The sequence below is a fragment of the Corynebacterium sp. MSK158 genome, from assembly GCF_030229085.1.
Classification (GTDB): Bacteria; Actinomycetota; Actinomycetes; order Mycobacteriales; family Mycobacteriaceae; genus Corynebacterium.
On sequence record NZ_JASPHJ010000013.1, the window covers coordinates 1 to 22,288 of the forward strand.

Annotated in this window: 19 protein-coding genes and 1 pseudogene; 17 read left to right on the forward strand and 3 right to left on the reverse strand. The window is 61.2% G+C overall.

Features of this window, described 5'->3' with window-relative positions; translation table 11 throughout:
- Positions 1–218: 218 nt before the first annotated feature.
- The 3 genes from QP915_RS09720 to QP915_RS09730 form a co-directional block, all read right to left on the reverse strand.
- Positions 219–728, reverse strand: coding sequence for a YbjN domain-containing protein (locus tag QP915_RS09720; RefSeq protein ID WP_005324916.1), 510 nt, complete (start codon positions 726–728; stop codon positions 219–221).
- Entirely contained in the window at positions 721–1,212 is a 492-nt protein-coding gene (locus tag QP915_RS09725) for a YbjN domain-containing protein (RefSeq protein ID WP_086587601.1), read from the reverse strand. Before QP915_RS09725 ends, QP915_RS09720 begins: the two co-directional genes overlap by 8 nt.
- 74 nt (positions 1,213–1,286) lie before the next feature.
- Positions 1,287–2,639: a TIGR01777 family oxidoreductase gene (locus tag QP915_RS09730; RefSeq protein WP_284769199.1), complete on the reverse strand. Its 1,353-nt coding sequence runs from the start codon at positions 2,637–2,639 to the stop codon at positions 1,287–1,289.
- Positions 2,640–2,784: 145 nt separating this feature from the next.
- Here QP915_RS09730 and pyrR point away from each other — a divergent pair, with 145 nt between their 5' ends.
- The 17 genes and pseudogenes from pyrR to ribD all read left to right on the forward strand — a co-directional run bounded on the left by pyrR (position 2,785) and on the right by ribD (position 22,286).
- Positions 2,785–3,393: a bifunctional pyr operon transcriptional regulator/uracil phosphoribosyltransferase PyrR gene (gene pyrR, locus QP915_RS09735; RefSeq protein ID WP_284769200.1), complete on the forward strand. Its 609-nt coding sequence runs from the start codon at positions 2,785–2,787 to the stop codon at positions 3,391–3,393.
- A gap of 2 nt (positions 3,394–3,395) precedes the next feature.
- Entirely contained in the window at positions 3,396–4,352 is a 957-nt protein-coding gene (locus QP915_RS09740) for an aspartate carbamoyltransferase catalytic subunit (protein ID WP_284769201.1), read from the forward strand.
- Positions 4,353–4,386: 34 nt separating this feature from the next.
- On the forward strand, positions 4,387–5,724 hold the full coding sequence (locus QP915_RS09745) for a dihydroorotase (protein ID WP_284769202.1): 1,338 nt from the start codon (positions 4,387–4,389) through the stop codon (positions 5,722–5,724).
- Positions 5,725–5,747: 23 nt separating this feature from the next.
- Positions 5,748–6,929 (forward strand): glutamine-hydrolyzing carbamoyl-phosphate synthase small subunit, encoded by a 1,182-nt coding sequence (gene carA / locus QP915_RS09750; RefSeq protein ID WP_284769224.1) that lies wholly within the window; start codon positions 5,748–5,750, stop codon positions 6,927–6,929.
- 25 nt (positions 6,930–6,954) lie between these two features.
- The gene (gene carB / locus QP915_RS09755) at positions 6,955–10,296 is read left to right on the forward strand and encodes a carbamoyl-phosphate synthase large subunit (protein WP_284769203.1); all 3,342 of its coding nucleotides are present in this window, start codon (positions 6,955–6,957) and stop codon (positions 10,294–10,296) included.
- Positions 10,280–11,119, forward strand: a complete 840-nt coding sequence (gene pyrF / locus QP915_RS09760) for an orotidine-5'-phosphate decarboxylase (RefSeq protein WP_284769204.1) — start codon at positions 10,280–10,282, stop codon at positions 11,117–11,119. Before carB ends, pyrF begins: the two co-directional genes overlap by 17 nt.
- Before the next feature lie 259 nt (positions 11,120–11,378).
- On the forward strand, positions 11,379–11,699 hold the full coding sequence (gene mihF, locus QP915_RS09765) for an integration host factor, actinobacterial type (RefSeq protein ID WP_005328460.1): 321 nt from the start codon (positions 11,379–11,381) through the stop codon (positions 11,697–11,699).
- Positions 11,700–11,707: 8 nt separating this feature from the next.
- The gene (gene gmk / locus QP915_RS09770) at positions 11,708–12,277 is read left to right on the forward strand and encodes a guanylate kinase (RefSeq protein ID WP_049378220.1); all 570 of its coding nucleotides are present in this window, start codon (positions 11,708–11,710) and stop codon (positions 12,275–12,277) included.
- 40 nt (positions 12,278–12,317) lie between these two features.
- Entirely contained in the window at positions 12,318–12,620 is a 303-nt protein-coding gene (rpoZ, locus tag QP915_RS09775) for a DNA-directed RNA polymerase subunit omega (RefSeq protein WP_005324891.1), read from the forward strand.
- Positions 12,621–12,749: 129 nt separating this feature from the next.
- Positions 12,750–13,997, forward strand: a complete 1,248-nt coding sequence (gene coaBC, locus QP915_RS09780; RefSeq protein ID WP_284769205.1) for a bifunctional phosphopantothenoylcysteine decarboxylase/phosphopantothenate--cysteine ligase CoaBC — start codon at positions 12,750–12,752, stop codon at positions 13,995–13,997.
- A gap of 110 nt (positions 13,998–14,107) precedes the next feature.
- Positions 14,108–15,340 (forward strand): methionine adenosyltransferase, encoded by a 1,233-nt coding sequence (metK, locus tag QP915_RS09785; RefSeq protein WP_239277672.1) that lies wholly within the window; start codon positions 14,108–14,110, stop codon positions 15,338–15,340.
- An 11-nt stretch (positions 15,341–15,351) separates the two neighbouring features.
- On the forward strand, positions 15,352–17,391 hold the full coding sequence (locus QP915_RS09790; protein ID WP_284769206.1) for a primosomal protein N': 2,040 nt from the start codon (positions 15,352–15,354) through the stop codon (positions 17,389–17,391).
- Positions 17,392–17,490: 99 nt separating this feature from the next.
- Positions 17,491–18,002, forward strand: a pseudogene (gene def / locus QP915_RS09795) (peptide deformylase).
- Positions 18,003–18,078: 76 nt separating this feature from the next.
- Positions 18,079–19,026: a methionyl-tRNA formyltransferase gene (fmt, locus tag QP915_RS09800; protein WP_284769207.1), complete on the forward strand. Its 948-nt coding sequence runs from the start codon at positions 18,079–18,081 to the stop codon at positions 19,024–19,026.
- Positions 19,023–20,576 (forward strand): RsmB/NOP family class I SAM-dependent RNA methyltransferase, encoded by a 1,554-nt coding sequence (locus QP915_RS09805; protein WP_284769208.1) that lies wholly within the window; start codon positions 19,023–19,025, stop codon positions 20,574–20,576. Before fmt ends, QP915_RS09805 begins: the two co-directional genes overlap by 4 nt.
- A gap of 19 nt (positions 20,577–20,595) precedes the next feature.
- Positions 20,596–21,264 (forward strand): ribulose-phosphate 3-epimerase, encoded by a 669-nt coding sequence (rpe, locus tag QP915_RS09810; protein WP_284769209.1) that lies wholly within the window; start codon positions 20,596–20,598, stop codon positions 21,262–21,264.
- Positions 21,264–22,286: a bifunctional diaminohydroxyphosphoribosylaminopyrimidine deaminase/5-amino-6-(5-phosphoribosylamino)uracil reductase RibD gene (gene ribD / locus QP915_RS09815; protein ID WP_284769210.1), complete on the forward strand. Its 1,023-nt coding sequence runs from the start codon at positions 21,264–21,266 to the stop codon at positions 22,284–22,286. The genes rpe and ribD overlap by 1 nt, the downstream gene beginning before the upstream one ends.
- Positions 22,287–22,288 lie beyond the last annotated feature (2 nt).

The window sequence follows — 22,288 nt, forward strand, 5'->3', positions numbered from 1 at the left end:
ATACGCTAAACTCCACCAACACAAAATGTCGTTTAGCCCGACACGCCGCAAAACAACACATTCTGTCGTTTAGGCCCCCAAGACCGTGCCAATCGACGCCCATCTGCGCGTCTCCATGTGCCCAGAACGGACTAGGGCAAAAAGAACTACTCTCCCCGTCACCCTTGCGCCGTTGTTAAGGCGGAAGGAGAGGGGAGAGCGGTGGATGCTAGAGCGTCTTAGCTCTGCGGGGCGTCGCTTGCGGCGGCGTCGTCAGAACCGGCGTTGGCTGCGGTCTCGGAGCCAAGCTTGGCCATTTCTTCGGCGGCAGAAACCATGGCATCCTGGCCGCGGATGACGCCATCTACGGCGGTCTTCAGGGCAGCCTGCAGCTGCTCGTCGGTCATGCCGGCGGCGGCAGGGATATCGCGCTCAGTGCGCACCACGAGCATGTCATCGTGCTCCGAGATAACTGCGCGGGCACCGAAGGCGACGGAGTTGATCTGGTTAGCCGCGAGGAAGAGGCCGGCGTCGGCCTTGGAGTAGGCGGCGTCGGTAGGCACATCGCAGCGGACAATAACCACGGAATCGAGAACGGCGAACATGGTGGGCAGGCCGTTGAGGTTGGCGGTAGCTGCCTCAATATCGCTGTCCATCTTGGTCAATTCGATGTCGAAGGTGCGCATGGCCTCGACCACGCGGTCCAGGGTGATCTCCGGCAGGTTATTTTCGGTAGAGGCATTAGTCATGGTTGTGCTCCTCCCAAGTCACGAGCTGTGGGTAGTGTTCTTCCACGAAGGCGAAGGACTGCAGCATAGAATCCAGCGTGGACATCACGAAGGCGCCGATCTGATTACGGGACAAACCGTGGGCAATGTTGATCTCGCGCACGCCGGAGACAGCGAGGTTATTCTCGGCAGACTCGAAGAAGCGCAGGGTCGGCGCGAAGTGCTGCTGGTTCCATTGGTTGAGTACCATCAGCAGGCTTGGACCCTCAGAAGAAGGCACGTTGCCGCGCCATACGGAATCTGCCACGAGCACATCATCGCGCACCTGCATGGCGATGGCGACGTTGGAGAAGCCCGTGCGCAGAATCTGCACGGTTTCTTCCTCGCTCACTGGCTGCTCTTCGAGGCGGTATTCTAGGTTCTCAGATGCAAAGATCTCGCCGATGCGCTCGAGAGTTACGGGCTCTACCGGCGTATCGGGATACAGGGTTGGTTCTTCAGACACTTAAGTAGTCTCAATCCATGTACTAATCGGGGATAAAGGTCAACCTTTGCTAGTTTACCTAAGTTCTTATCTAGCTACTGGGACTGCCATAGGCGCTCGCCGCCAAGTTCGTGGGCGAGAGCAGTATCGATCGTGGGGTACCGGAACGTATGCCCGATGTTTTGTAGAACGGTGGGGCTTACGCGTTGTTGCGCCAAGGCCAACTCTTGGGCGCCTTCCTTGCCCAGCAAGATTGCGGGACCGAAGGGCGGAACGGGAAGCAAGGCCGGACGGTGTAGCTCTGCACCGAGGGCTTTGACGAAGTCCTTGTTGAGCACCGGGTTAGGCGAGGCCGCATTGACCGGGCCTTCCAGCGAATCGTCCACGATGGCGCGGAAATAGGCATCCGTCAGATCATCGAGGGCAACCCAGCTGAACCAGAACTCACCGTCGCCGAAGGGGCCGCCCAGGCCGGTGGAGAAGAGGGCGCGCAGCAGTGGCAGGAGGCCGGAACCGCCCGACATGGCGATGCCGGTGCGGATATTGACCACGCGGGTGCCTGCGGCGCGGGCGGGCTCGCAGGCGCGCTCCCATTCGACCACCACGTCTGCCAGGAAGCCCTCGCCAGGTGCGGAGTCTTCGGTGAGGATCTCATCGCCGCGGTCGGACCCGTAGTAGCCCACGGCAGAGGCGCAGACCATGGTGTGGACGGAATCCGTAGTGCCCGCCAGCCGCGCTAGGCGCTCGGTGGGGCCAACGCGGGAATTGCGGATGGCGGCCTTGTGCTCGTCGTTGAAGCGGCCGAAGATGGGCTCGCCTGCCAGGTGGACGAGGACGTCAACGCCGCGTAGGAGGTCGGGATCGGGCTGCTCCGGGCGCCAGGTGCGCTGGCCCTTGGAAGCCGTGCCGCGCACGAGCTGGATCACCGTGTGCCCAGCGGTGCGCAGTTGTGCGGTAAGCGCTGTGCCTACGCTGCCGCGGGAGCCGGTTACGGCGATGGTTAGTGGTTGGGTGTTTAAGGCGGCGTCGGCAAGCCGCTGGAGAAAGGAAAAATCCTCAATGAGCTGGTGCTGCCGATAAGCAAAGACCGATTCCAGCGCCGCCGAAGGGATGCGGGTAGTAACTTCATCGCGAACGAGCGTGCCGTCTGGGTGATCCGCAAAGGTGTGGTGGTGCTGCCATGTGGCAAATTTGCGAATGGGCGAGTTTACGCACACATCGGTGAACTCATAGCCCTCGCGGTACTGGGAAAGTTTATGCTGAGCAGTCCAGCGCAGGCCGCCCGGAAGGCCCAGGATGGAGGTGCCATCGCCTAGGCTCTGGGCCTGCTGGATGGGTTTCATGAAGGCAAAGGGCGCGTTCAGACGGGTTAAAGCGCCTTGGCGGGTATGCCATTGCCAGACCTGCTCGCGCGGGGCGGGGACTATGTGTTCGGCGGAAAAACTCACTGACTGATACGCCTCCTTCTTTTCGCCCTCACCCAAATGGTGGGGAAGGTGCTAGAGTATTCTGTGTCTAAGAGCATAGACATTTTTGAGACCATCAACCGGCATCCTTTAAAGACCGCACCGTGAGGCGGGGAAGGAGGTCACGATGAGTGGAACTGACGCTACCGCGAACAAGCTAGAGCTTTTAAGCTCCGATGATGTTTCGCGTACCGTTGCACGCATCGCGCACCAGATTATTGAAAAAACGGCGCTCGATTCCGCGGACGCACCGCGGGTCATTCTGCTTGGCATTCCCTCTGGTGGCGTGCCCCTTGCACAGCGCCTAGCGCACAAGATTGAAGAATTTTCCGGGGTCGTAGTCCCATGGGGCTCCCTCGATATCACTCTCTACCGCGATGACCTTTTGAATAAGCCGCATCGCGCACTCCAACCGACGACGATTCCCACCGGTGGAATCGATAATGCCATCGTCATTTTGGTCGACGATGTGCTGTATTCAGGCCGCACAATCCGCGCCGCCTTGGACGCGTTGAGTGACGTGGGCCGTCCGGACATTATTCAGCTGGCCGTCCTCGTAGATCGCGGCCACCGCGAGGTTCCTATCCGCGCCGATTATGTGGGTAAGAATCTGCCCACCGCGCGAGAAGAAGATGTCACCGTATACAACAGCGAGATTGACGGCCGGGATGCGGTCGTATTGACCCGAGCCGCCGCAACAACTGACGGAGCTGGCTCCGAAACGGGGGAGGCATAACCATGAAGCACCTCATCGATATGGCAGAGCTGGACCGAAGCGAAATTATCGGTCTGATGGATGAAGCGGATCGCTTCCGCGAGGCCCTCGAAGGCCGCGAGGTAAAGAAGCTGCCGACCCTGCGGGGGCGGACCATCTATACCCTCTTTTATGAAAATTCCACCCGCACCCGCTCTTCCTTTGAAACGGCCGGCAAGTGGATGTCCGCGGACGTCATTAACCTGTCTGCCTCCACCTCCTCGGTAAAGAAGGGCGAGTCCCTGAAGGATACGGGCCTTACCTTGGCCGCCATCGGCGCCGATGCGATCATCATGCGCCACCCTTCCTCCGGTGCGCCGCAGCAGCTGGCCCAGTGGGTAGCCCCTAATGGCAAGGGACCTTCAGTGATCAACGCGGGCGACGGCGCGCACCAGCACCCAACGCAGGCGCTGCTCGACGCCGTCACGATGCGCCAGCGCCTGGGCCTGCACAGCGACGAAGGCTTTGCCGGGCTGAAGGTGAAGATTGTGGGCGATTGCCTGCACTCGCGCGTCGTTCGCTCCAACGTAGATCTGCTTACCACTCTTGGTGCTGAGGTAACCCTCGTGGGCCCAGCCACCCTCATGCCCTTTGGGGTAGAGAATTGGCCGGTGCGCGTGTCCTATGATTTTGATGCGGAAATCGCAGACGCCGACGTCGTCATGATGCTGCGCGTGCAGCAGGAGCGCATGAACGGCGGCTTCTTCCCCTCCCACCGCGAATACGCCAACCTCTTTGGCCTGTCCAAGGATCGCGCGGCGGCCATGCATAAGGACGCCATCGTCATGCACCCAGGCCCGATGCTGCGCGGCATGGAGATTAACTACGGCGTCGCAGATTTGGACAAAACTGCGGTCCTGCAGCAGGTACGCAACGGTGTACACGCCCGCATGGCGGTGCTGTTTACCCTGCTTACCAATGGCGAAAACGCCGGCATTTAAAACCGCGACCCACACTCAACTTTAGGGAGAGACAATGACTACTTACCCGGAAACCGGTCGCCTTTCCGCGCCGGCGGAATCCCCACTGGTGATTAAGAATGTGCGACTGTACGGCGAAGGCGAGCCCACCAATGTCGTGGTCAAGGACGGCGTCATCGCTGCCATCGGTAATACGGCAGAAGCCGAGGATGCACAGGTCATCGACGGCCAGGGCAACGTGCTCTTGCCAGGTCTGGTGGATATGCACGTGCACCTGCGCGAGCCCGGCCGCGAGGATACCGAGACTATCGAGACCGGCTCCAAGGCTGCCGCCAAGGGCGGTTTCACCGCCGTGTTCACCATGGCTAATACCAACCCGGTGACCGACCAGCCGATCATCGCTGAGTCCGTATGGGCCAAGTCCCAAGCACTGGCGCTGTGCGACGTCCACCCGGTGGGCTCCATTACCAAGGGCCTGGAAGGCAAGACCCTCACTGAGTTCGGCATGATGGCGCGCTCGGACGCCAAGGTCCGCATGTTCTCCGATGACGGCAAGTGCGTCCAGGATCCGCAGCTGATGCGTCGTGCCTTGGAATACGCCAAGGGCATGGACGTGCTGCTGGCACAGCACGCCGAGGATGACCGCATGACTGGTGGTGCTTCCGCCCATGAAGGCGAGACCGCGGCCAAGCTCGGCCTGCGCGGGTGGCCGCGCGTGGCGGAGGAATCCATCGTGGCCCGCGACGCCCTGCTGGCGCGCGACTACGGCAACCGCGTGCACATCTGCCATGCCTCGACCCAGGGCACCGTGGAGCTGCTGAAGTGGGCAAAGGAGCAGGATATTCCTCTCACCGCCGAGGTAACCCCGCACCACCTATTGATGACCGATGACAAGCTGCGCACCTATGATGGCCTCTTCCGCGTCAACCCGCCGCTGCGCGAACAGCGCGATACCGAGGCCCTGCGCGAGGCGCTGCTCAACGGCACCATCGACTGCGTTGCCACCGACCACGCCCCGCACGGCTCCGAAGACAAGTGCGTGGAGTTTGAAAATGCCCGCCCTGGCATGTTGGGACTGGAATCTTCCTTGGCCGTCATCGCCAAGATCTTTGTCGAGACCGGCTTGGCCGATTGGCGCTTTGTCGCCCGTGTCATGTCCGAGCGCCCAGCAGAAATCACCCGCCTGCCGGGCCATGGCCGTCCCATCGTAGAAGGCGAGCCTGCCAACTTGACCATTGTGGACCCAAACCACCATTGGGTTTCTGATTCCGCCAAGCTGGCCTCCAAGTCCGAAAACAACCCGTACGCTGGCGAAGAATTTGGTGCCCGCGTTACCCACACCATTTTGCGAGGTGCCGTCACTTTTGACTTGGCAGCCTCCGAAGAAGACTAACCTTGCACACTGAGACCACCTATATGGCAGAGAAAGGCCACGACGTGACTGATAGAACCCCAGCAATCCTCGTTCTCGCGGACGGGCGCACCTTCCGCGGTTATGGCTTTGGTGCCACCGGCACCACCTTGGGCGAGGCCGTATTCACCACGGCGATGACCGGCTACCAGGAGACCATGACGGACCCGTCTTACCACCGCCAGATTGTGGTTTCCGCAGCGCCGCACATTGGCAATACCGGTTGGAACGACGAGGACAATGAGTCCCACGGCAACCACATCTGGGTTGCGGGCCTCGTCATCCGCGACCTCGCGCAGCGCGTATCCAACTGGCGCGCCGAGCGCAGCCTCAGCGAGGAGATGGAAAAGCAGGGTGTCATTGGCATCCGCGGCATCGATACCCGCACCTTGGTGCGCCACCTGCGCAACTACGGCTCCATTGCCGCCGGCCTGTTCTCCGGCGAAGATGCAAAGCGCCCAGTAGAGGAGTTGCTCAAGGAAGTTAAGTCCCAGGACTCTATGGAAGGCGCCGATCTCGCCGCGGAGGTATCTACCGACGAGCCGTACACGGTTGAGGCCGTAGGGGAGAAGAAGTACACCGTCGTTGCCTTCGACATGGGGGTGAAGACCGCAACCCCGCGCCACTTTTCCCAGCGCGGCATCGAAACCATCGTCGTGCCCGCAAATACCTCCTTTGGCAAGGTGAAGTCCTATAACCCGGATGGCGTCTTCGTCTCCAACGGCCCGGGTGACCCGGCTACCGCCGATGAAATGGTGGGCATCATCAGGCAGGTGCTGGAAGCCAAGATTCCGTTCTTCGGCATCTGCTTTGGCAACCAGCTCCTGGGCCGCGCGCTTGGCCTGGACACCTACAAGATGAAGTTCGGCCACCGTGGCATCAACGTGCCGGTGCGCAATAACGTGACCGGCAAGATTGATATCACCTCCCAGAACCACGGCTTCGCGCTGAAGGCGCCGGAAGGCTATGACCTAGACAGCAAGGACGCCGAGTTCGCCACCGACTTCGGCCCCGCGCAGGTCACCCACATCTGCCTGAATGACGACACCGTTGAGGGCGTGGCATTGCGCAACGGCATGGCCTACTCCGTGCAGTACCACCCGGAATCTGCGGCTGGCCCGCACGATGCCAACCCGCTATTCGATCAGTTTGAAGAACTGATGGCTAACCACACCCCAAATAAGTAGACAACCAGGAAAAGGAAGAATAACTATGCCAAAGCGCAACGACATCAACCACGTCCTGGTCATCGGCTCCGGCCCGATCGTCATCGGCCAGGCTTGCGAGTTCGACTACTCCGGTACCCAGGCCTGCCGCGTGCTCAAGGAGGAGGGCCTGCGCGTAACGCTGGTCAACTCCAACCCGGCCACCATCATGACCGACCCTGAGTTTGCGGACCACACCTACGTGGAGCCCATTGAGCCGGAATACATCGAAAAGATTCTGGTCAAGGAACGCGAAGAGGGACACCCCATCGACGCCGTTCTGGCTACCCTGGGCGGCCAGACCGCGCTAAATGCCGCAGTTCAGCTCGACCGCCAAGGAATTTTGGACAAGTACGGCATTGAGCTTATCGGTGCCGATATTGACGCCATCGAGCGCGGCGAGGACCGCCAGAAGTTCAAGGACATCGTCGCCTCCATCGGCGGTGAGTCCGCCCGCTCCGCTGTGTGCCACAACATGGATGAGGTCCACGAGACCGTCGACAAGCTCGGCCTGCCCGTCGTTGTCCGCCCTTCCTTCACCATGGGCGGCCTGGGCTCCGGTCTGGCCTTCAATAATGAGGACCTGGATCGCATCGCCGGCGGCGGCTTGGCCGCATCCCCTGAGGCCAACGTGCTCATTGAGGAATCCATCCTGGGCTGGAAGGAATACGAGCTCGAGCTCATGCGCGATGGCGATGACAACGTCGTGGTCGTTGCCTCCATCGAAAACGTCGACGCCCTGGGCGTGCACACCGGCGATTCCGTCACCGTCGCCCCGGCGCTGACGCTTACTGACCGTGAGTTCCAGAAGATGCGTGACTTGGGCATTGCCATCATCCGCGAGGTCGGCGTCGATACTGGCGGCTGTAATATCCAGTTCGCGGTCAACCCGGACGACGGCCGCATCATCGTCATCGAGATGAACCCGCGCGTGTCCCGTTCCTCCGCGCTTGCCTCCAAGGCCACCGGTTTCCCGATTGCCAAGCTGGCTGCCAAGCTCGCCATTGGCTACACCTTGGACGAGGTGCAAAACGACATCACCGGCGAGACCAAGGCAGCCTTCGAGCCGACCCTGGACTACGTCATTGTCAAGGCCCCACGCTTTGCTTTTGAGAAGTTCCCGGGTGCCGATGACACCTTGACTACCACCATGAAGTCTGTGGGCGAGGCCATGGGCATCGGCCGTAACTACATCGCGGGCCTGAACAAGGTCATGCGTTCTTTGGAAAACAAGCCCAATGGCTTCTGGACCAAGCCGGATGAGTACTTCGCGGGCGAGCGTGCTACTGACCTGCAGGCCGTGCTCAAGGATCTGGAGCGCCCAACCGAGGGCCGCATGTACGACATCGAGCTGGCCCTTCGACTCGGCGCTTCTGTCGACGAGGTCCACGAGGCTTCCGGCGTTGACCCCTGGTTCATCGCTGAGCTGGCCACGTTGGTGGCCTTCCGCCAGGAGCTTATCGACGCCCCAGTGCTCACCGAGGAACTGCTGCGCGAGGCCAAGGTCTTTGGGCTTTCCGACGCCCAGATTGCCGCCCTTCGCCCCGAATTCAACGGCGAGGATGGCGTACGCAGCCTGCGCTGGCGCATGGGCATCCGCCCCGTGTACAAGACGGTAGATACCTGCGCCGGTGAGTTCGAAGCACAGACCCCGTACCACTACAGCTCCTATGAGCTTGACCCGGATGCCGAGTCCGAGGTTCGCCCCGCACCGGAAGGCTCCAAGGGCAAGGTCATCATTTTGGGTTCTGGCCCTAACCGCATCGGTCAAGGCATCGAGTTTGACTACTCCTGCGTTCACGCAGCCCTGGAACTTTCGGATCAGGGCTACGAGACCGTCATGGTCAACTGCAACCCGGAGACCGTCTCCACCGACTATGACACTGCAGACCGCCTCTACTTCGAGCCGCTGACCTTCGAGGACGTCATGGAGGTCTACCACGCGGAGGCCGCTTCTGGTGACGTTGCTGGCGTGATTGTCCAGCTGGGCGGCCAGACTCCGCTAGGCCTTGCCGCCCGCTTGGAGGAGGCAGGCGTTCCGGTTGTGGGCACCAGCCCCGCAGCTATCGACTCCGCCGAGGATCGCGGCGAATTCGGCAAGGTCCTCGATGAGGCAGAATTGGCAGCACCGGAATACGGCACCGCCACCTCCTTCGCGGAGGCCCGCGAGGTTGCTTCCTCCATCGGCTACCCGGTACTGGTTCGCCCGTCCTACGTGCTGGGCGGCCGCGGTATGGAAATCGTCTACGACGAAAAGGCGTTGGAAGACTACATCGAGCGCGCCACCGAGCTGTCTCCGGACCACCCGGTTCTGGTGGACCGCTTCTTGGATTCCGCTATCGAGATTGATGTTGATGCGCTGTGCGACGGCACCGAGGTCTACTTGGGCGGCGTCATGGAGCACATCGAGGAGGCCGGTATCCACTCCGGTGACTCCTCCTGTGCGCTGCCTCCGATGACACTTGGACCCGAGGACATTGAAAAGGTCCGCACGTCCACCCGCTTGCTCGCCGAGGGCATTGGCGTCAAGGGCCTGATGAATGTCCAATTCGCCTTGAAGGACGACATCCTCTATGTGATCGAGGCGAACCCACGTGCTTCCCGTACCGTGCCGTTCGTATCCAAGGCCACCGGCGTACCACTGGCTAAGGCAGCTTCTCGCGTCATGATGGGCTCGAGCATCGCGGATCTACGCGCCGAAGGCATGATTCCTTCCGAATACGACGGTGGCTCTTTGCCGCTGGAACACCCGATTGCCGTCAAGGAAGCAGTCTTGCCGTTCAACCGCTTCCGCCGCCCAGATGGCAGCCTGCTCGATACGCTGCTCTCGCCAGAGATGAAGTCCACCGGTGAGGTCATGGGCTTGGCTACCAACTTTGGTGCGGCCTATGCCAAGGGCGAAATCGCGGCCTTTGCCGTACCGCCCACGGAGGGCACCGTCTTCGTTTCTGTTGCCAACCGCGACAAGCGCACCCTGATCTTCCCCATTCAGCGCCTGGCCAACATGGGCTACAACATCGTCGCTACCGCCGGCACCGCGCAGATGCTGCGCCGCAACGGTATCGAGTGTGAGGTTGCCGCCAAGGTCTCTGAGGCCAAGGATGGCGAAGAGTCCATCGTGGATAAGATTTTCAATGGCGAGATTGACTGGATTCTCAATACTCCTGCCGGCTCCGCCGGTGCCCGCCACGATGGCTACGATATCCGCGCCGCCGCCGTGCACATGGAGATCCCGCTGGTGACCACCGTGCAGGGTGTAACCGCAGCTGTTCAGGGCATCGAAGCTATGCGCATTGGCAACCTGCAGGTACGCGCACTCCAGGAGCTTGAGCATGGCCCACAGCACTAAAGGATTTGGCGAGCGGCTAGAAGAAGCCGGGCAGGAGCGTGGGCGCCTGTGCGTTGGCATCGACCCACACCCATATCTCTTGGACAAGTGGGGGCTAGAGCCCACCGCTGAGGGTCTGCGGACCTTTAGCATGCGCTGCGTTGAAGCCTTTAGCGATACCGCCGCCTTGGTAAAGCCACAGGTTGCCTTCTTTGAGCGCTTTGGCTCTCAGGGCTTTGCGGTCCTCGAAGAAGTCCTAGCTTCCCTGCGGGAAGCGGGGTGCCTGACTGTTGCCGATGCCAAGCGCGGCGATATTGGCTCCACCATGGCCGGCTACGCAGATGCGTGGCTCGGCGATAGCTCGCCGCTGCGCGCAGACTCTGTGACCGTGTCGCCCTATCTAGGCGTTGGCGCACTGGGTCCGGTTTTCACCAAGGCCGAAGAAACCGGCCGCGGTGTATTCGTCCTCGCCGCTACCTCCAACCCGGAGGCGCGTGCCATCCAGTCGGTCCCGGTGGGCGAGGAGAGCACTATCGCTCAGGGCGTCGTCGATGAATGCGCCGCGTTCAATGTCGAGGCGAACAAGGTCGACAAGCCTGGCGATGTCGGCGTAGTCGTCGGCGCTACGTTGGACAATCCGCCGCGCCTCGATGCGCTCAATGGCCCAGTTCTTCTGCCAGGCGTCGGTGCCCAGGGCGCCGGCCCAGAGCAGGTGCACGGCATTGTTTCTGCTCGACCATCGCTGGGATTCGCCAATGTGTCCCGAGCAGTGCTGGAGCAAGGTCCTGACGTCACTGACCTGCGCAAAGCAGTTGCTCAGGTGGCAGCGGAGTTCCGGGACTAAAAGGGGCGGCGTGGCTGATTAACAGCCGCGCCGTTTACCTGGTACTTTGTTTAAGGTATGTGCGGTGACGTGCTAAAATAGGCGTGCTTTTGGACCCGCTAATCGTCACCGTTCAATGAGCAGTGCTAGGATTACCAGAAGTCGGTTTGCTCGAAGGTTATTAATAACTTTCCGCGGTGTATTAACTGCGTTAGGCAACCGTAATCTGGTACCAAGTACTAGACGTAACAGAATCAATCTAATGAATCGGAGGAAACCCGTGGCCCTTCCAAAGTTGACTGATGAGCAGCGCAAGGAAGCTCTCGCAAAGGCCGCTGAGGCCCGCAAGGCTCGCGCCGAGCTCAAGGCTGCGCTCAAGCGCGGCGAGACCGACCTGAAGGACGTGCTCGAAAAGGCCGAGACTGATGAGATCATCGGCAAGACCAAGGTTTCTGCACTCCTCGAGGCTCTGCCGAAGGTTGGCAAGGTCAAGGCTAAGGAAATCATGGAGGACTTGGAGATTGCTCAGACCCGTCGTCTGCGCGGCCTAGGTGAGCGTCAGCGTCGTGCTCTCCTCGAGCGTTTCGGCTACGGCGAATAGTCACAACCATGGCTGACGCAACTGCACGCGGGCGCCTCGTCGTATTGGCGGGGCCTTCCGCAGTGGGAAAATCCACCGTAGTTTCGCGTCTGCGCAGTGACGTCGAGGGGCTGTATTTCAGCGTGTCTATGACCACGCGCCAGCCCCGCCCCGGGGAGCAGGACGGTGTCGACTACTTCTTCGTCACCCCAGAAACCTTTCAGCAGCGAATCGATGCCGGGGAGATGCTCGAATGGGCTGATATCCACGGCGGGTTGCAGCGCTCTGGAACGCCCGCCCAGCCGGTAGAGGAAGCTTTGGCCGCTGGCCGGCCGGTACTCGTTGAGGTTGACCTCGCGGGTGCTCGGAGTGTTAAGAAAGCGCTGCCGGAGGCAGACCTGGTCTTTTTGGCACCCCCGTCATGGGAGGTACTTGTGGAGCGGCTTACCGGCCGCGGTACCGAGCCGCAAGACGTCATTGACCGTAGGTTGCAAACTGCGCATGAGGAACTAGCCGCACAGGACGAGTTCGATCACGTCGTTGTGAACGAGGATCTGGACGAGGCAGTATCTGCCATTAGTGATATCCTGCGGGCATAGACCTCCTTTTTGACCATCTTCAATCAATGTAAAGGTGCATGTGACTAACGTGACCACCCCTTCTAACACTGAAGCCGCAAAGGCGGAACCAGTATTTGATGATCCGATCGGCATTACTGATCCCCCGATCGATGAGCTTTTGGACAAGGTTTCCTCTAAGTACGCTTTGGTCATCTTTGCCGCTAAGCGCGCACGCCAGATCAATAGCTACTACCAAGAGCAGGATGAAGGTGTCTTCGAGTTCGTAGGCCCGCTGGTTACCCCAGAGCCAGGCGAAAAGCCTTTGTCCATCGCATTGCGCGAGATTGATGCTGGCCTGCTTGACCACGAGGAAGGCAAGTAGCTAGCACTAAGCGTGTAATAGCTTTAAGGCTCCACGCGCCGCCACGGATGTGCATCCCCGAAGTAGGGTGCACCTCTTGGTCGCGGCGGGTGGAGCCTTTCTCTATGTCGGCAGGTACCATCGTGCGGTGTGACTGATAAAGATACCTCTCGCAATATTGTTCTGGGCGTCGCTGGCGGCATCGCTGCCTACAAGGCGTGCCATCTCGTGCGCAACCTCAAAGAAGCGGGCGATGATGTCCGCGTTGTCCCCACGGAAAGTGCACTGAACTTCGTGGGCGCGGCCACGTTTGAGGCACTGTCCGGCCATCCCGTCGCCACGAGTGTGTTTCAGGCCGTGGATGAGGTGCAGCACGTCAACGTAGGACAGCATGCGGATGCAGTGGTCATTGCGCCCGCCACCGCGGATCTTATCGCGCGGTTAGCTGCAGGCCGAGCAGACGATTTGCTCACGGCCACCGTATTGGTCGCGACGTGCCCGGTTATTGTGGCCCCGGCCATGCACACTGAGATGTGGCATAACCCCGCTACGCAGGACAACGTGGCTACTTTGCGGCGCCGCGGTATTACCGTCATCGAGCCCGCCCACGGACGCCTTACCGGCAAGGATTCTGGCCCAGGTCGTTTGCCGGAGCCGGAACAAATCGCGGAGATTACCCGTACTGAACTGGCAGGCTATCGAGTGCAGCACACCTGGCAGGGCAAGAAAGTCGTCATATCAGCCGGCGGTACCCAGGAAGAGCTGGATCCGGTCCGATACCTGGGCAATCGCTCTTCCGGCAGGCAGGGATTCGCGCTCGCGGAATGGGCCGCCCAGATGGGGGCCAAGGTCACCCTCGTTGCGGGTAATATCGCCCAGCTTCCTGTGCCAAGTGGCGCGAAGCTCCGGCACATTGTCTCCACCCGTGAGTTGGAGGACGCCATGCGCGAGGAGTCCCGCGATGCGGACGTGGTGATCATGGCCGCTGCAGTCTCTGACTTCCGTCCGGCGGTGGTCGCCGAATCGAAGATGAAGAAGGGGCAGGCAGACGATGCACTCTCGACGCTCCATCTGGTGGAAAACCCGGATGTGCTCAAAGGGCTCGTCGCTGCGCGCGAGCGCTCGGAAATCCCTGCCGAGTGCGTAATTGTGGGGTTCGCCGCCGAAACCGGTGATGCTCAGAAGTCCGCCTTGGACTACGCCCAGGAAAAGTTTGCGCGTAAAGGCTGCGATGTACTCATGGCCAATGAGGTCGGGCGCGGAAAGACTTTTGGTCAAAAGTCCAGCGAGGGTTGGATCTTGCGCCCGGATTCCGCGCCGCAACGCGTGGAGCATGGCTCGAAGCAGGTTGTCGCCGCTCAGATTCTCTCGGCCGTGAATGAAATGTTTCAAGGGTAGACAACTAGAATTGCGTTTATAGACCGCTTGGTCTAGGCTTGCGAGGTATTAGGCTTGGGCGTAGAAAACCCACAGCATCGAATCAACAGTGAGAACATAAGGAAGTTTTTGTGACTGATAACGCTGCAGTGGCAACTCGTCTTTTTACCAGCGAGTCCGTTACGGAAGGCCATCCCGATAAGATTTGTGACGCCATTTCTGACGCCATCCTTGATGCCCTGCTAGAAAAGGATCCAGCATCCCGCGTGGCCGTTGAGACGTTGGTAACCACCGGCCAAGTCCACGTGGTGGGCGAGGTTCGCACCGAGGCATACGTAGAAATCCCGGCGCTGGTGCGTGACACCCTTAAATCCATCGGCTTTACTTCTTCCGAAGTCGGCTTTGATGGCAACACTTGCGGTGTGAATATCGCCATCGGCGAGCAGTCCCAGGAAATTGGCGCGGGCGTAGATAACTCCACTGAAGCCCGCGCCCATGACGAGGACTATGATGCCGAAAACGATACCGCTGGCGCAGGCGACCAGGGCCTGATGTTCGGCTATGCTTCCAATGAGACCGCTGAGTACATGCCACTGCCTATCGCTTTGGCGCACCGCCTGTCCCGCCGCCTGACGCAGGTACGCAAGGAAGGCATCGTCGATCACCTCCGCCCGGATGGCAAGACCCAGGTGACTTTTGCCTATACGGACGACAATGAGCCGTCCCACCTGGATACCGTGGTGATTTCCACGCAACACGATGCCGAGGTCGATAGCGCTTGGTTGGAAGGTCCCTTGCGCAGTGAGGTCCTTGAATGGGTTATCAAGGACGCCGGCTTGGACAAGTACTACACCGAAGAGACGACCTTGTTGGTCAACCCTTCCGGTTCCTTCATTCTTGGCGGACCGATGGGTGATGCCGGTCTTACCGGCCGCAAGATCATCGTCGATACCTACGGCGGCATGGCTCGCCACGGCGGCGGCGCCTTCTCCGGCAAGGACCCAAGCAAGGTGGACCGTTCCGCTGCTTATGCCATGCGCTGGGTGGCTAAGAATATCGTCGCGGCGGGCTTGGCAGATCGCGCTGAAGTCCAGGTGGCTTACGCCATCGGCCGCGCCAAGCCGGTCGGCTTGTATGTGGAGACCTTTGGTACCGCCAAGGAAGGGCTGAGCGATGCGAATATCCAGGCTGCGGTGAATCAGGTATTTGACCTGCGCCCGGCCGCTATCATTCGCGAGCTCGACCTGTTGCGTCCCATCTATGCGCAAACTGCGGCCTACGGACACTTTGGCCGCACCGACGTTGAGCTGCCGTGGGAGCAGTTGAACCGAGTGGAAGCATTGCGTGCTGCCGCTGGTCTGTAGAATCGAGGCCTATGCCTAAGAAAACACCCGCCACCCGGAAGCCGGTTGCGCGGGTGTTGCCTCTCTTAGGGGTTGCGCACCTGGACCGAGGATTTGATTACCTCGTGGAAGAGACAGACTCGGAAGAAGTCCAACCGGGGATTAAGGTGCGCATCCGCTTCAACGGGCGCTTGGTGGACGCGATTGTCATAGAACGCCGGCATGATTCTGAATTTGGCGGCAACCTGCGCTTTATCGAGCGCATCATCTCACCCTTCCAGGTTTATCCGCCGCAGCTGGCCCGGCTTGTCGACGCCCTGGCAGACCGCTACGGCGGGGTGCGCTCAGACATTATCCGCTCCGCCATCCCGCCGCGGCACGCCAAAGCGGAAGAATCCGACCTGGAAACCCCGTGGGAGGAGCTCGGCACCACGAGCGAGCCCGACCTATCAGGATGGTCGGCCTATCAACATGGCGAGGCTTTCGTCGATTCGATTCTGGCCGGCAAGCTCGCCCGTGCCGCCTGGCAAATCGCCCCGGGCGATGATTGGGCACATGCGCTGGCTGCACTCGCTGCCAAAGTGGCGCTTGGGGGAGGAGGGGTCCTCCTCGTCGCCCCGGACCAGAAGGGCGTTGATGCTTTAGACGCCGCGCTTCGCCAGGTCCTTGGGGCAAAGCAGATTACGGTGCTGACTAATAGCATGGGCCCGCAGGCGCGCTATCGCCGCTATCTCTCCGCTCTAGTGGGCCAAGCGCGCGTGGTCATTGGTACCAGGTCCGCCGCTTTTGCCCCGGTCAAAGACCTGCAACTGGCGGTGATCCTCGATGATGGCAATGATAATTTGGTCGACAACCTCAAGCCCTATGTCCACGCGAGGGAAGTACTTACCACCCGCTCCGCCTTCGAAGGCTGCAGCATGGTTTTGGCCAACCATTCGCGGACGGCGGAGACACAGCTCCTCGTGGAATCAGGATGGGCGCACGACGTGGTGGCCAAAGAGCAAACCATAACGGCGCGTTGCCCGGCTATTGAAGCGGTGGGGTCGTTCGGTCTGTCTATCGCCCGCGACCTCCAGGGCGGCACCACAAAAGTACAGGCGCAGGCCTTCCAAGCCGCCCACCAGGCGCTGGATAGAGGAGAGCCCGTGTTGGTGCAGGTCCCGCGCAAGGGGTATGCGCCCATTTTGGCCTGTGGCCAGTGCCGAGCGCCGGCTCGCTGCCGGCATTGCAATGGGCCATTGGGGCTGCCGCCCAAGGGGGCGTCGGCAAGCGTAGGCTCGGACGAAGCGGGAATGCCTACCTGCCGCTGGTGCGGTCGCATTGAGGCGCGGCATCGGTGCACCGAATGCGGGTCTCCGCGCCTGCGGGCCATCGTGTTGGGCTCGGAGCGCACTGCGGAAGAAATGGGCCGGGCCTTTCCCAATACGCGGGTGGTGGTCTCAGGCGGAAACAAGGTCCTCGATGCGGTGGACAATGCGCCGGCGCTGGTCATTGCCACCCCTGGTGCGGAACCGAGAGTAAACGATGGAGCCTATGGCGCGGCGTTGCTCTTGGATGCCGGGGCATTGCTCAACCGGCAAGACCTGCGCGCCACGGAGGATACCCTAGCGAAGTGGGCGCAGGCGGCTACCTTGGTGCAGCCGCATTTCAAGGGCGGTCGAGTAATCCTGGCGGCCGATGACTCGCTTACCGTAGTCCAGCATTTCCTGCGTTGGGATATGGTGGGCGCGGCCGCGGCAGAGCTTACTGCCCGGCGCGAAGTGCGCTTCCCACCCGCGGTGCATTTTGCTGCCATCGACGGTGCGGATGCATCCTTGGATGGCTTTGCCGAGCTTGTGGATCTTCCAGACCACGCGGAGGTATTAGGACCAGTTCCCCTTCCGCCGGGGCAGAGCCTGCCTGGTGACTACGATAGCCAGCGCTTTGGCCCACCGCAGCGGTTGGTCGTGCGCACCCCGCTGGGGCCGCGGTCCCAATTGGGGCGGGCTTTGCGCAGCGCCAACGCCGCGCGCAGCGCCCGGAAGGATGACCTGCCTTTGCGCATTGTGGTTGACCCTATCCACGTGGGTTAGCCATATCGGGGCCATAGGCGCTCATGCGCTAATCTCGACGGAGGAAGCCGCCACCGCCGGCCGGCTTGGTCTCGGTGCCATGAGAAAGGTGTGATTGCCATGTCCCTTCGAGAGCTGCGTATCTACGGCGACCCAGTATTGGGCAGCCGCGCGGAGGAAATTAATAAATTTGATGCCGGTCTGCGCGCTCTGGCGAGCGATATGCTCGAGACCATGGATAAAGCCGGGGGAGTAGGGCTAGCGGCTAATCAGGTGGGGATTTTGAAGCGAATCTTCGTCTATGACTGCTCGCACACCCAATCTGGGCTGCGCGGGGCGATTGTTAACCCGATCTGGACCCGGTGGGAGAGCAGCAGCAAACAGGCCCGGAAGGCTGTCTATCCATTCCGGGAATTAGCGCTGAAACTACGAGGTTCAACCAGGTTTTTGTGTCTGGCCAGGATATTGAGGGGCGCCCTGTGTCCATGGTGGCCTCAGGACTAATGGCTCGGTGCATCCAGCATGAGACGGACCACCTCGATGGGGTGCTCTTCCTACAACGCTTGGAGGCGCCAGTGCGCAAGGAGGCCATGCGCGCCATCCGTGAATCCGAGTGGTTTAACGCCTCGTAGCCCGCTCGCTGTGGCGGCAGCGTTGCGGCGTTGTAGCCTAGTATTTTGAACGACATTAAGAGGAGAGTTTCCCCGCATGCGGATTATTTTTGCCGGTACCCCTGAGCCAGCCGTTGTGGCCTTGGAAAAGCTGCTTGCCTCGTCGCACGAGGTGGTGGCGGTAATCACTCGCCCAGACGCGAAGAAGGGCCGCGGCCGCACTCTTCACCCGAGCCCAGTAAAGGCGCTCGCCCAAGAACACGGCATTGAAGTATTGACCCCGACCACCCTGCGCCCTGACTCGGAGGACGGTCAGGCGCTGCGCTCCCGCCTAAAGGAATTGCAACCAGAGGCGATTCCGGTGGTGGCCTACGGCAATCTGGTGACCAAGGACCTGCTGGAACTACCACAGCATGGCTGGGTAAACCTGCATTTTTCCTTGCTTCCAGTATGGCGTGGTGCGGCACCGGTGCAGGCCGCCATTGCCGCAGGTGATGACGTGACCGGCGCATCAACCTTCCGTATTGAAGAGGGCCTTGATACCGGCCCGGTGTTCGGCACCGTAACGGAGGAGATTAAAGGCACCGATACTGCTGATGACCTGTTGACGCGCCTTGCCTATTCCGGTGGCGATCTGCTCGTGGCCACCATGGATGGCTTAGCGGCGGGACAGCTGGAGGCACAACCGCAGCAGGGTGAGGCTACCTATGCGCCGAAAATCTCTACCGCGCAGGCCCGCGTGGAGTGGACCCAACCGGCATTTGCCATCGATCGGCACATTCGCGCACACACGCCTGGACCGGGTGCATGGACCATGTGGGACGAGGCCCGCGTGAAGATTGGACCGGTCAGCCTCATAGAAGAGGCGGCGGTTCCACAGGAACTAGAACCAGGGCAGCTGCACATTGCCAAAAACGCCGTACACATCGGTACCGGTACGCAGCCAGTCCAGCTGGGCAAAATCCAGCCTCCGGGAAAGAAGATGATGAATGCGGCCGATTGGGCCCGTGGACTAGGCAAGGATGCCGAGGTGAAGTTTCAATGAGTGGTGGTTTCCGTTCCCGCAGCAAGTCCGGGGATAAGTCCCCGGCGGGTAAGCCGCAGGACTCCCACAAATCCGCTGGTGCGAAGGGCCGCGGTGGCCGCCCGCAACGGCAGCAGCATGGTAGCCGCGGTGGGCAGCACAGGGGCCGGCAGGCTGCTGCTAAGGGCCAGCGTCCCGGCAAGCGCCAGGAAGGCGGTCTGATTCAGGCCGCGCTGGCTGCGGACGTGGATGCGCCGCGTGCGGTCGCCTTCGACGTGGTGCGCAGGGTAAGCGAGGATGATGCTTTCGCCAACCTCATCTTGCCCAAGGCACTGCGCAAGCAAAAGCTCAAGGGGCGCGATGCCGCCTTCGCCACCGAAATCACCTACGGGACGCTGCGCACCCTTGGCGTAGTTGATGCCGTCATCGCAGAGTGCTCTTCGCGCGGCCTCGAGGCCATTTCCCCAGCCGTGGTTGATGCCTTGCGCCTGGGCACCTATCAAGTTCTTTATACCCGCGTGGAGCCACACGCGGCGGTTGATACCACCGTTCGTTTGGTAGAAGCCGCCGGTGAAGTCAAGGCCAAGGGCTTTACTAATGGCATCATGCGCACCATTACGCGGACGCCGGCCAAGGCCTGGCTGGACAAGCTCGCTCCACAGGGGGAGATCGCCGGCATCGCCTTTAAGCATGCCCACCCCACCTGGATTGCGGAATCGTTTAGCCGCGTGTTGGGCCTAGGGGAGTTGGAGGCTGCCCTGGCGGCGGATTCGGATCGACCTTCGGTGCATCTAGTGGCGCGCCCCGGGGAAATCTCGGCCGTGGAATTGGCCCTGATGACCGGCAATGCGGAGGGGCGTTATTCCCCGTATGCGGTGTACATGGAATCCGGTGACCCCGGCCAATTGGAACCTGTGCGCCAGGGATTGGCGGCCGTCCAGGACGAGGGCTCGCAGCTGATTGCCCGCGCGGTATGCGAGGCGCCCCTCGAAGGCGAGGACACCGGCCGGTGGCTGGATCTCTGCGCCGGTCCCGGCGGTAAGGCGGCCTTGATGGGCGCGCTTGCCCGCATCGACTCCGCGCACGTGGATGCAGTGGAGATATCCCCGCACCGAGCGGCGCTGATTGAAAAGACGGTCAGCGATTTGCCCGTGGACGTTCATGTGGCAGATGGCCGCAATCCCGGCGTGGGAGAGGGCTTTGACCGCGTGCTTGTCGATGCCCCCTGCTCCGGCCTCGGCGCCCTCCGTCGCCGACCCGAGGCGCGGTGGCGCAAGTCGGAGGCCGATATTGCCGAGCTCAACCAGCTGCAATTCGAGCTCTTGTCTTCTGCATTAAACCTGGTGCGTCCAGGTGGCGTGGTCATCTATTCCACCTGTTCGCCAGATCTGCGCGAAACCCGGGGCATCGTTGACCGCGCTGTACGCGAACTTGGCGCGGAAGAACTCGACGCACATGCTCTCATTCCTGATATGGGCGATGTGGGCCATGAGAAATCCGTGCAGATGTGGCCGCATCGGCACGGTACCGACGCCATGTTCTTTGCGGCCCTTCGCCGCGCAGCCGACTAATCGCGATAGACTGGTGGGCATGTCCGCACCGATTATTTCCCCTTCCATCCTGGCCGCTGATTTTTCTCGCTTGGGCGAGGAACTAGCGGCGATTGATACCGCAGACTGGGTCCATGTGGACATTATGGATGGGCACTTTGTGCCCAACCTGTCTTTCGGCCCAGATATCACGGCCACGGTCCATTGCAGCACCGATAAGCCACTAGATGTCCACCTCATGATTGAGGAACCCGAAAAGTGGGTGGAGACCTATGCCAAGGCGGGCGCGCATACGATTATCTTCCACGTGGAGGCCGTCGCCGATGACCAGGCGGCAGTGAACTTGGCCAAGCGCATTCGCGATTTGGGTGTGCGCGCGGCCTTTTCCATCAAGCCAGGCACCGCCATCGAGCCGTGGTTGGACAAGCTGCACCATTTCGATGAGGTGCTCGTGATGTCTGTGGAGCCCGGCTTCGGCGGGCAAAAGTTCATGCCGGAGATGTTGGAGAAGGTCCGTAAGCTGCGCCGTGCGATTGATGAACAGGGCCTTGAGACCGTCATCGAGATCGACGGCGGCATTTCACCAGAGACCATCGAGGCAGCCGCGGAGGCAGGCTGCGACGCTTTCGTGGCAGGCTCAGCTGTATTCAAATCGGACGATCCCGCCGGCATCGTGACGCAGCTGCGCGATCTGGCGGCTGGTGCCTAATGGGTGCGGAGCTACAAGACAGCAACATCTCCGCGGCGCTGTTGCGCGCGATGGCGGCGGGTGCTGAAGTCCGTGGAACCACGAGCCCCAACCCACCGGTAGGCGCGGTCATCGTGTCGCCAGCTGGGGAGGTTGTGGGCGTCGGTGCCACCCAGCCCGTGGGAGGCGCGCATGCCGAGGTCATGGCGTTGCAGGAGGCCGGAGGTAAAGCACGCGGGGCCACGGCCGTGGTCACCTTGGAACCCTGCGCGCATACCGGCCGCACGGGTCCCTGCGCGCAGGCGCTTATCGATGCCGGCGTGGCTCGCGTGTACTACCTCCACGCCGATCCGACCCCGCAGGCTGCGGGTGGAGCAGAAGTGTTGGCGGAGGCCGGAGTGGACGTCGCCAAGCTAGAAAAGCCCCCGCACGCCGAGGATGCTTTGGTGCCATGGCTATTCGCTGTGCGCACCCAACGGCCTCACATCACTTTGAAGTTCGCGCAAACGCTGGACGGTTTTACAGCCGCGGCCGATGGAACCAGCCAATGGATTACGGGCGAGGAGGCGCGCGACTGGGTGCATGCCGATAGGGCGCACCGCGATGCCATCGTGGTGGGCACCGGCACGGCGCTGGCTGATAATCCCTCGCTCACCGCGCGCTTTAACGACGGCAGCTTGCGCGCGCACCAACCACGCCGGGTGGTCATCGGCAAGCGTGATTTGGCATCGGCGGGCGATGCGGCAAGCCACCTGCGCGAGTTGGGGTACGAGCAGTACGAGAGCATCGAAGAAGCTCTCTACGAGCTCTACGCCACCGGTGCCCGCGACGTCCTCGTGGAAGGAGGCGCAGGCCTGGCTAGCAGCTTCCTCAAGGCCGACTTGGTGGATGCTATCTCCGCCTATATTGCGCCACTCTTGCTAGGCGAGGGCCGCGGTGTACTCGCGCACCCCGTGACTCAGACGCTGGCAGAGGCCACCCGTTTCCGCCGGGTGGGAATGAAGGCGCTGGGTGATGACGTTCTTATTGAGTACGTGCGCTAGAC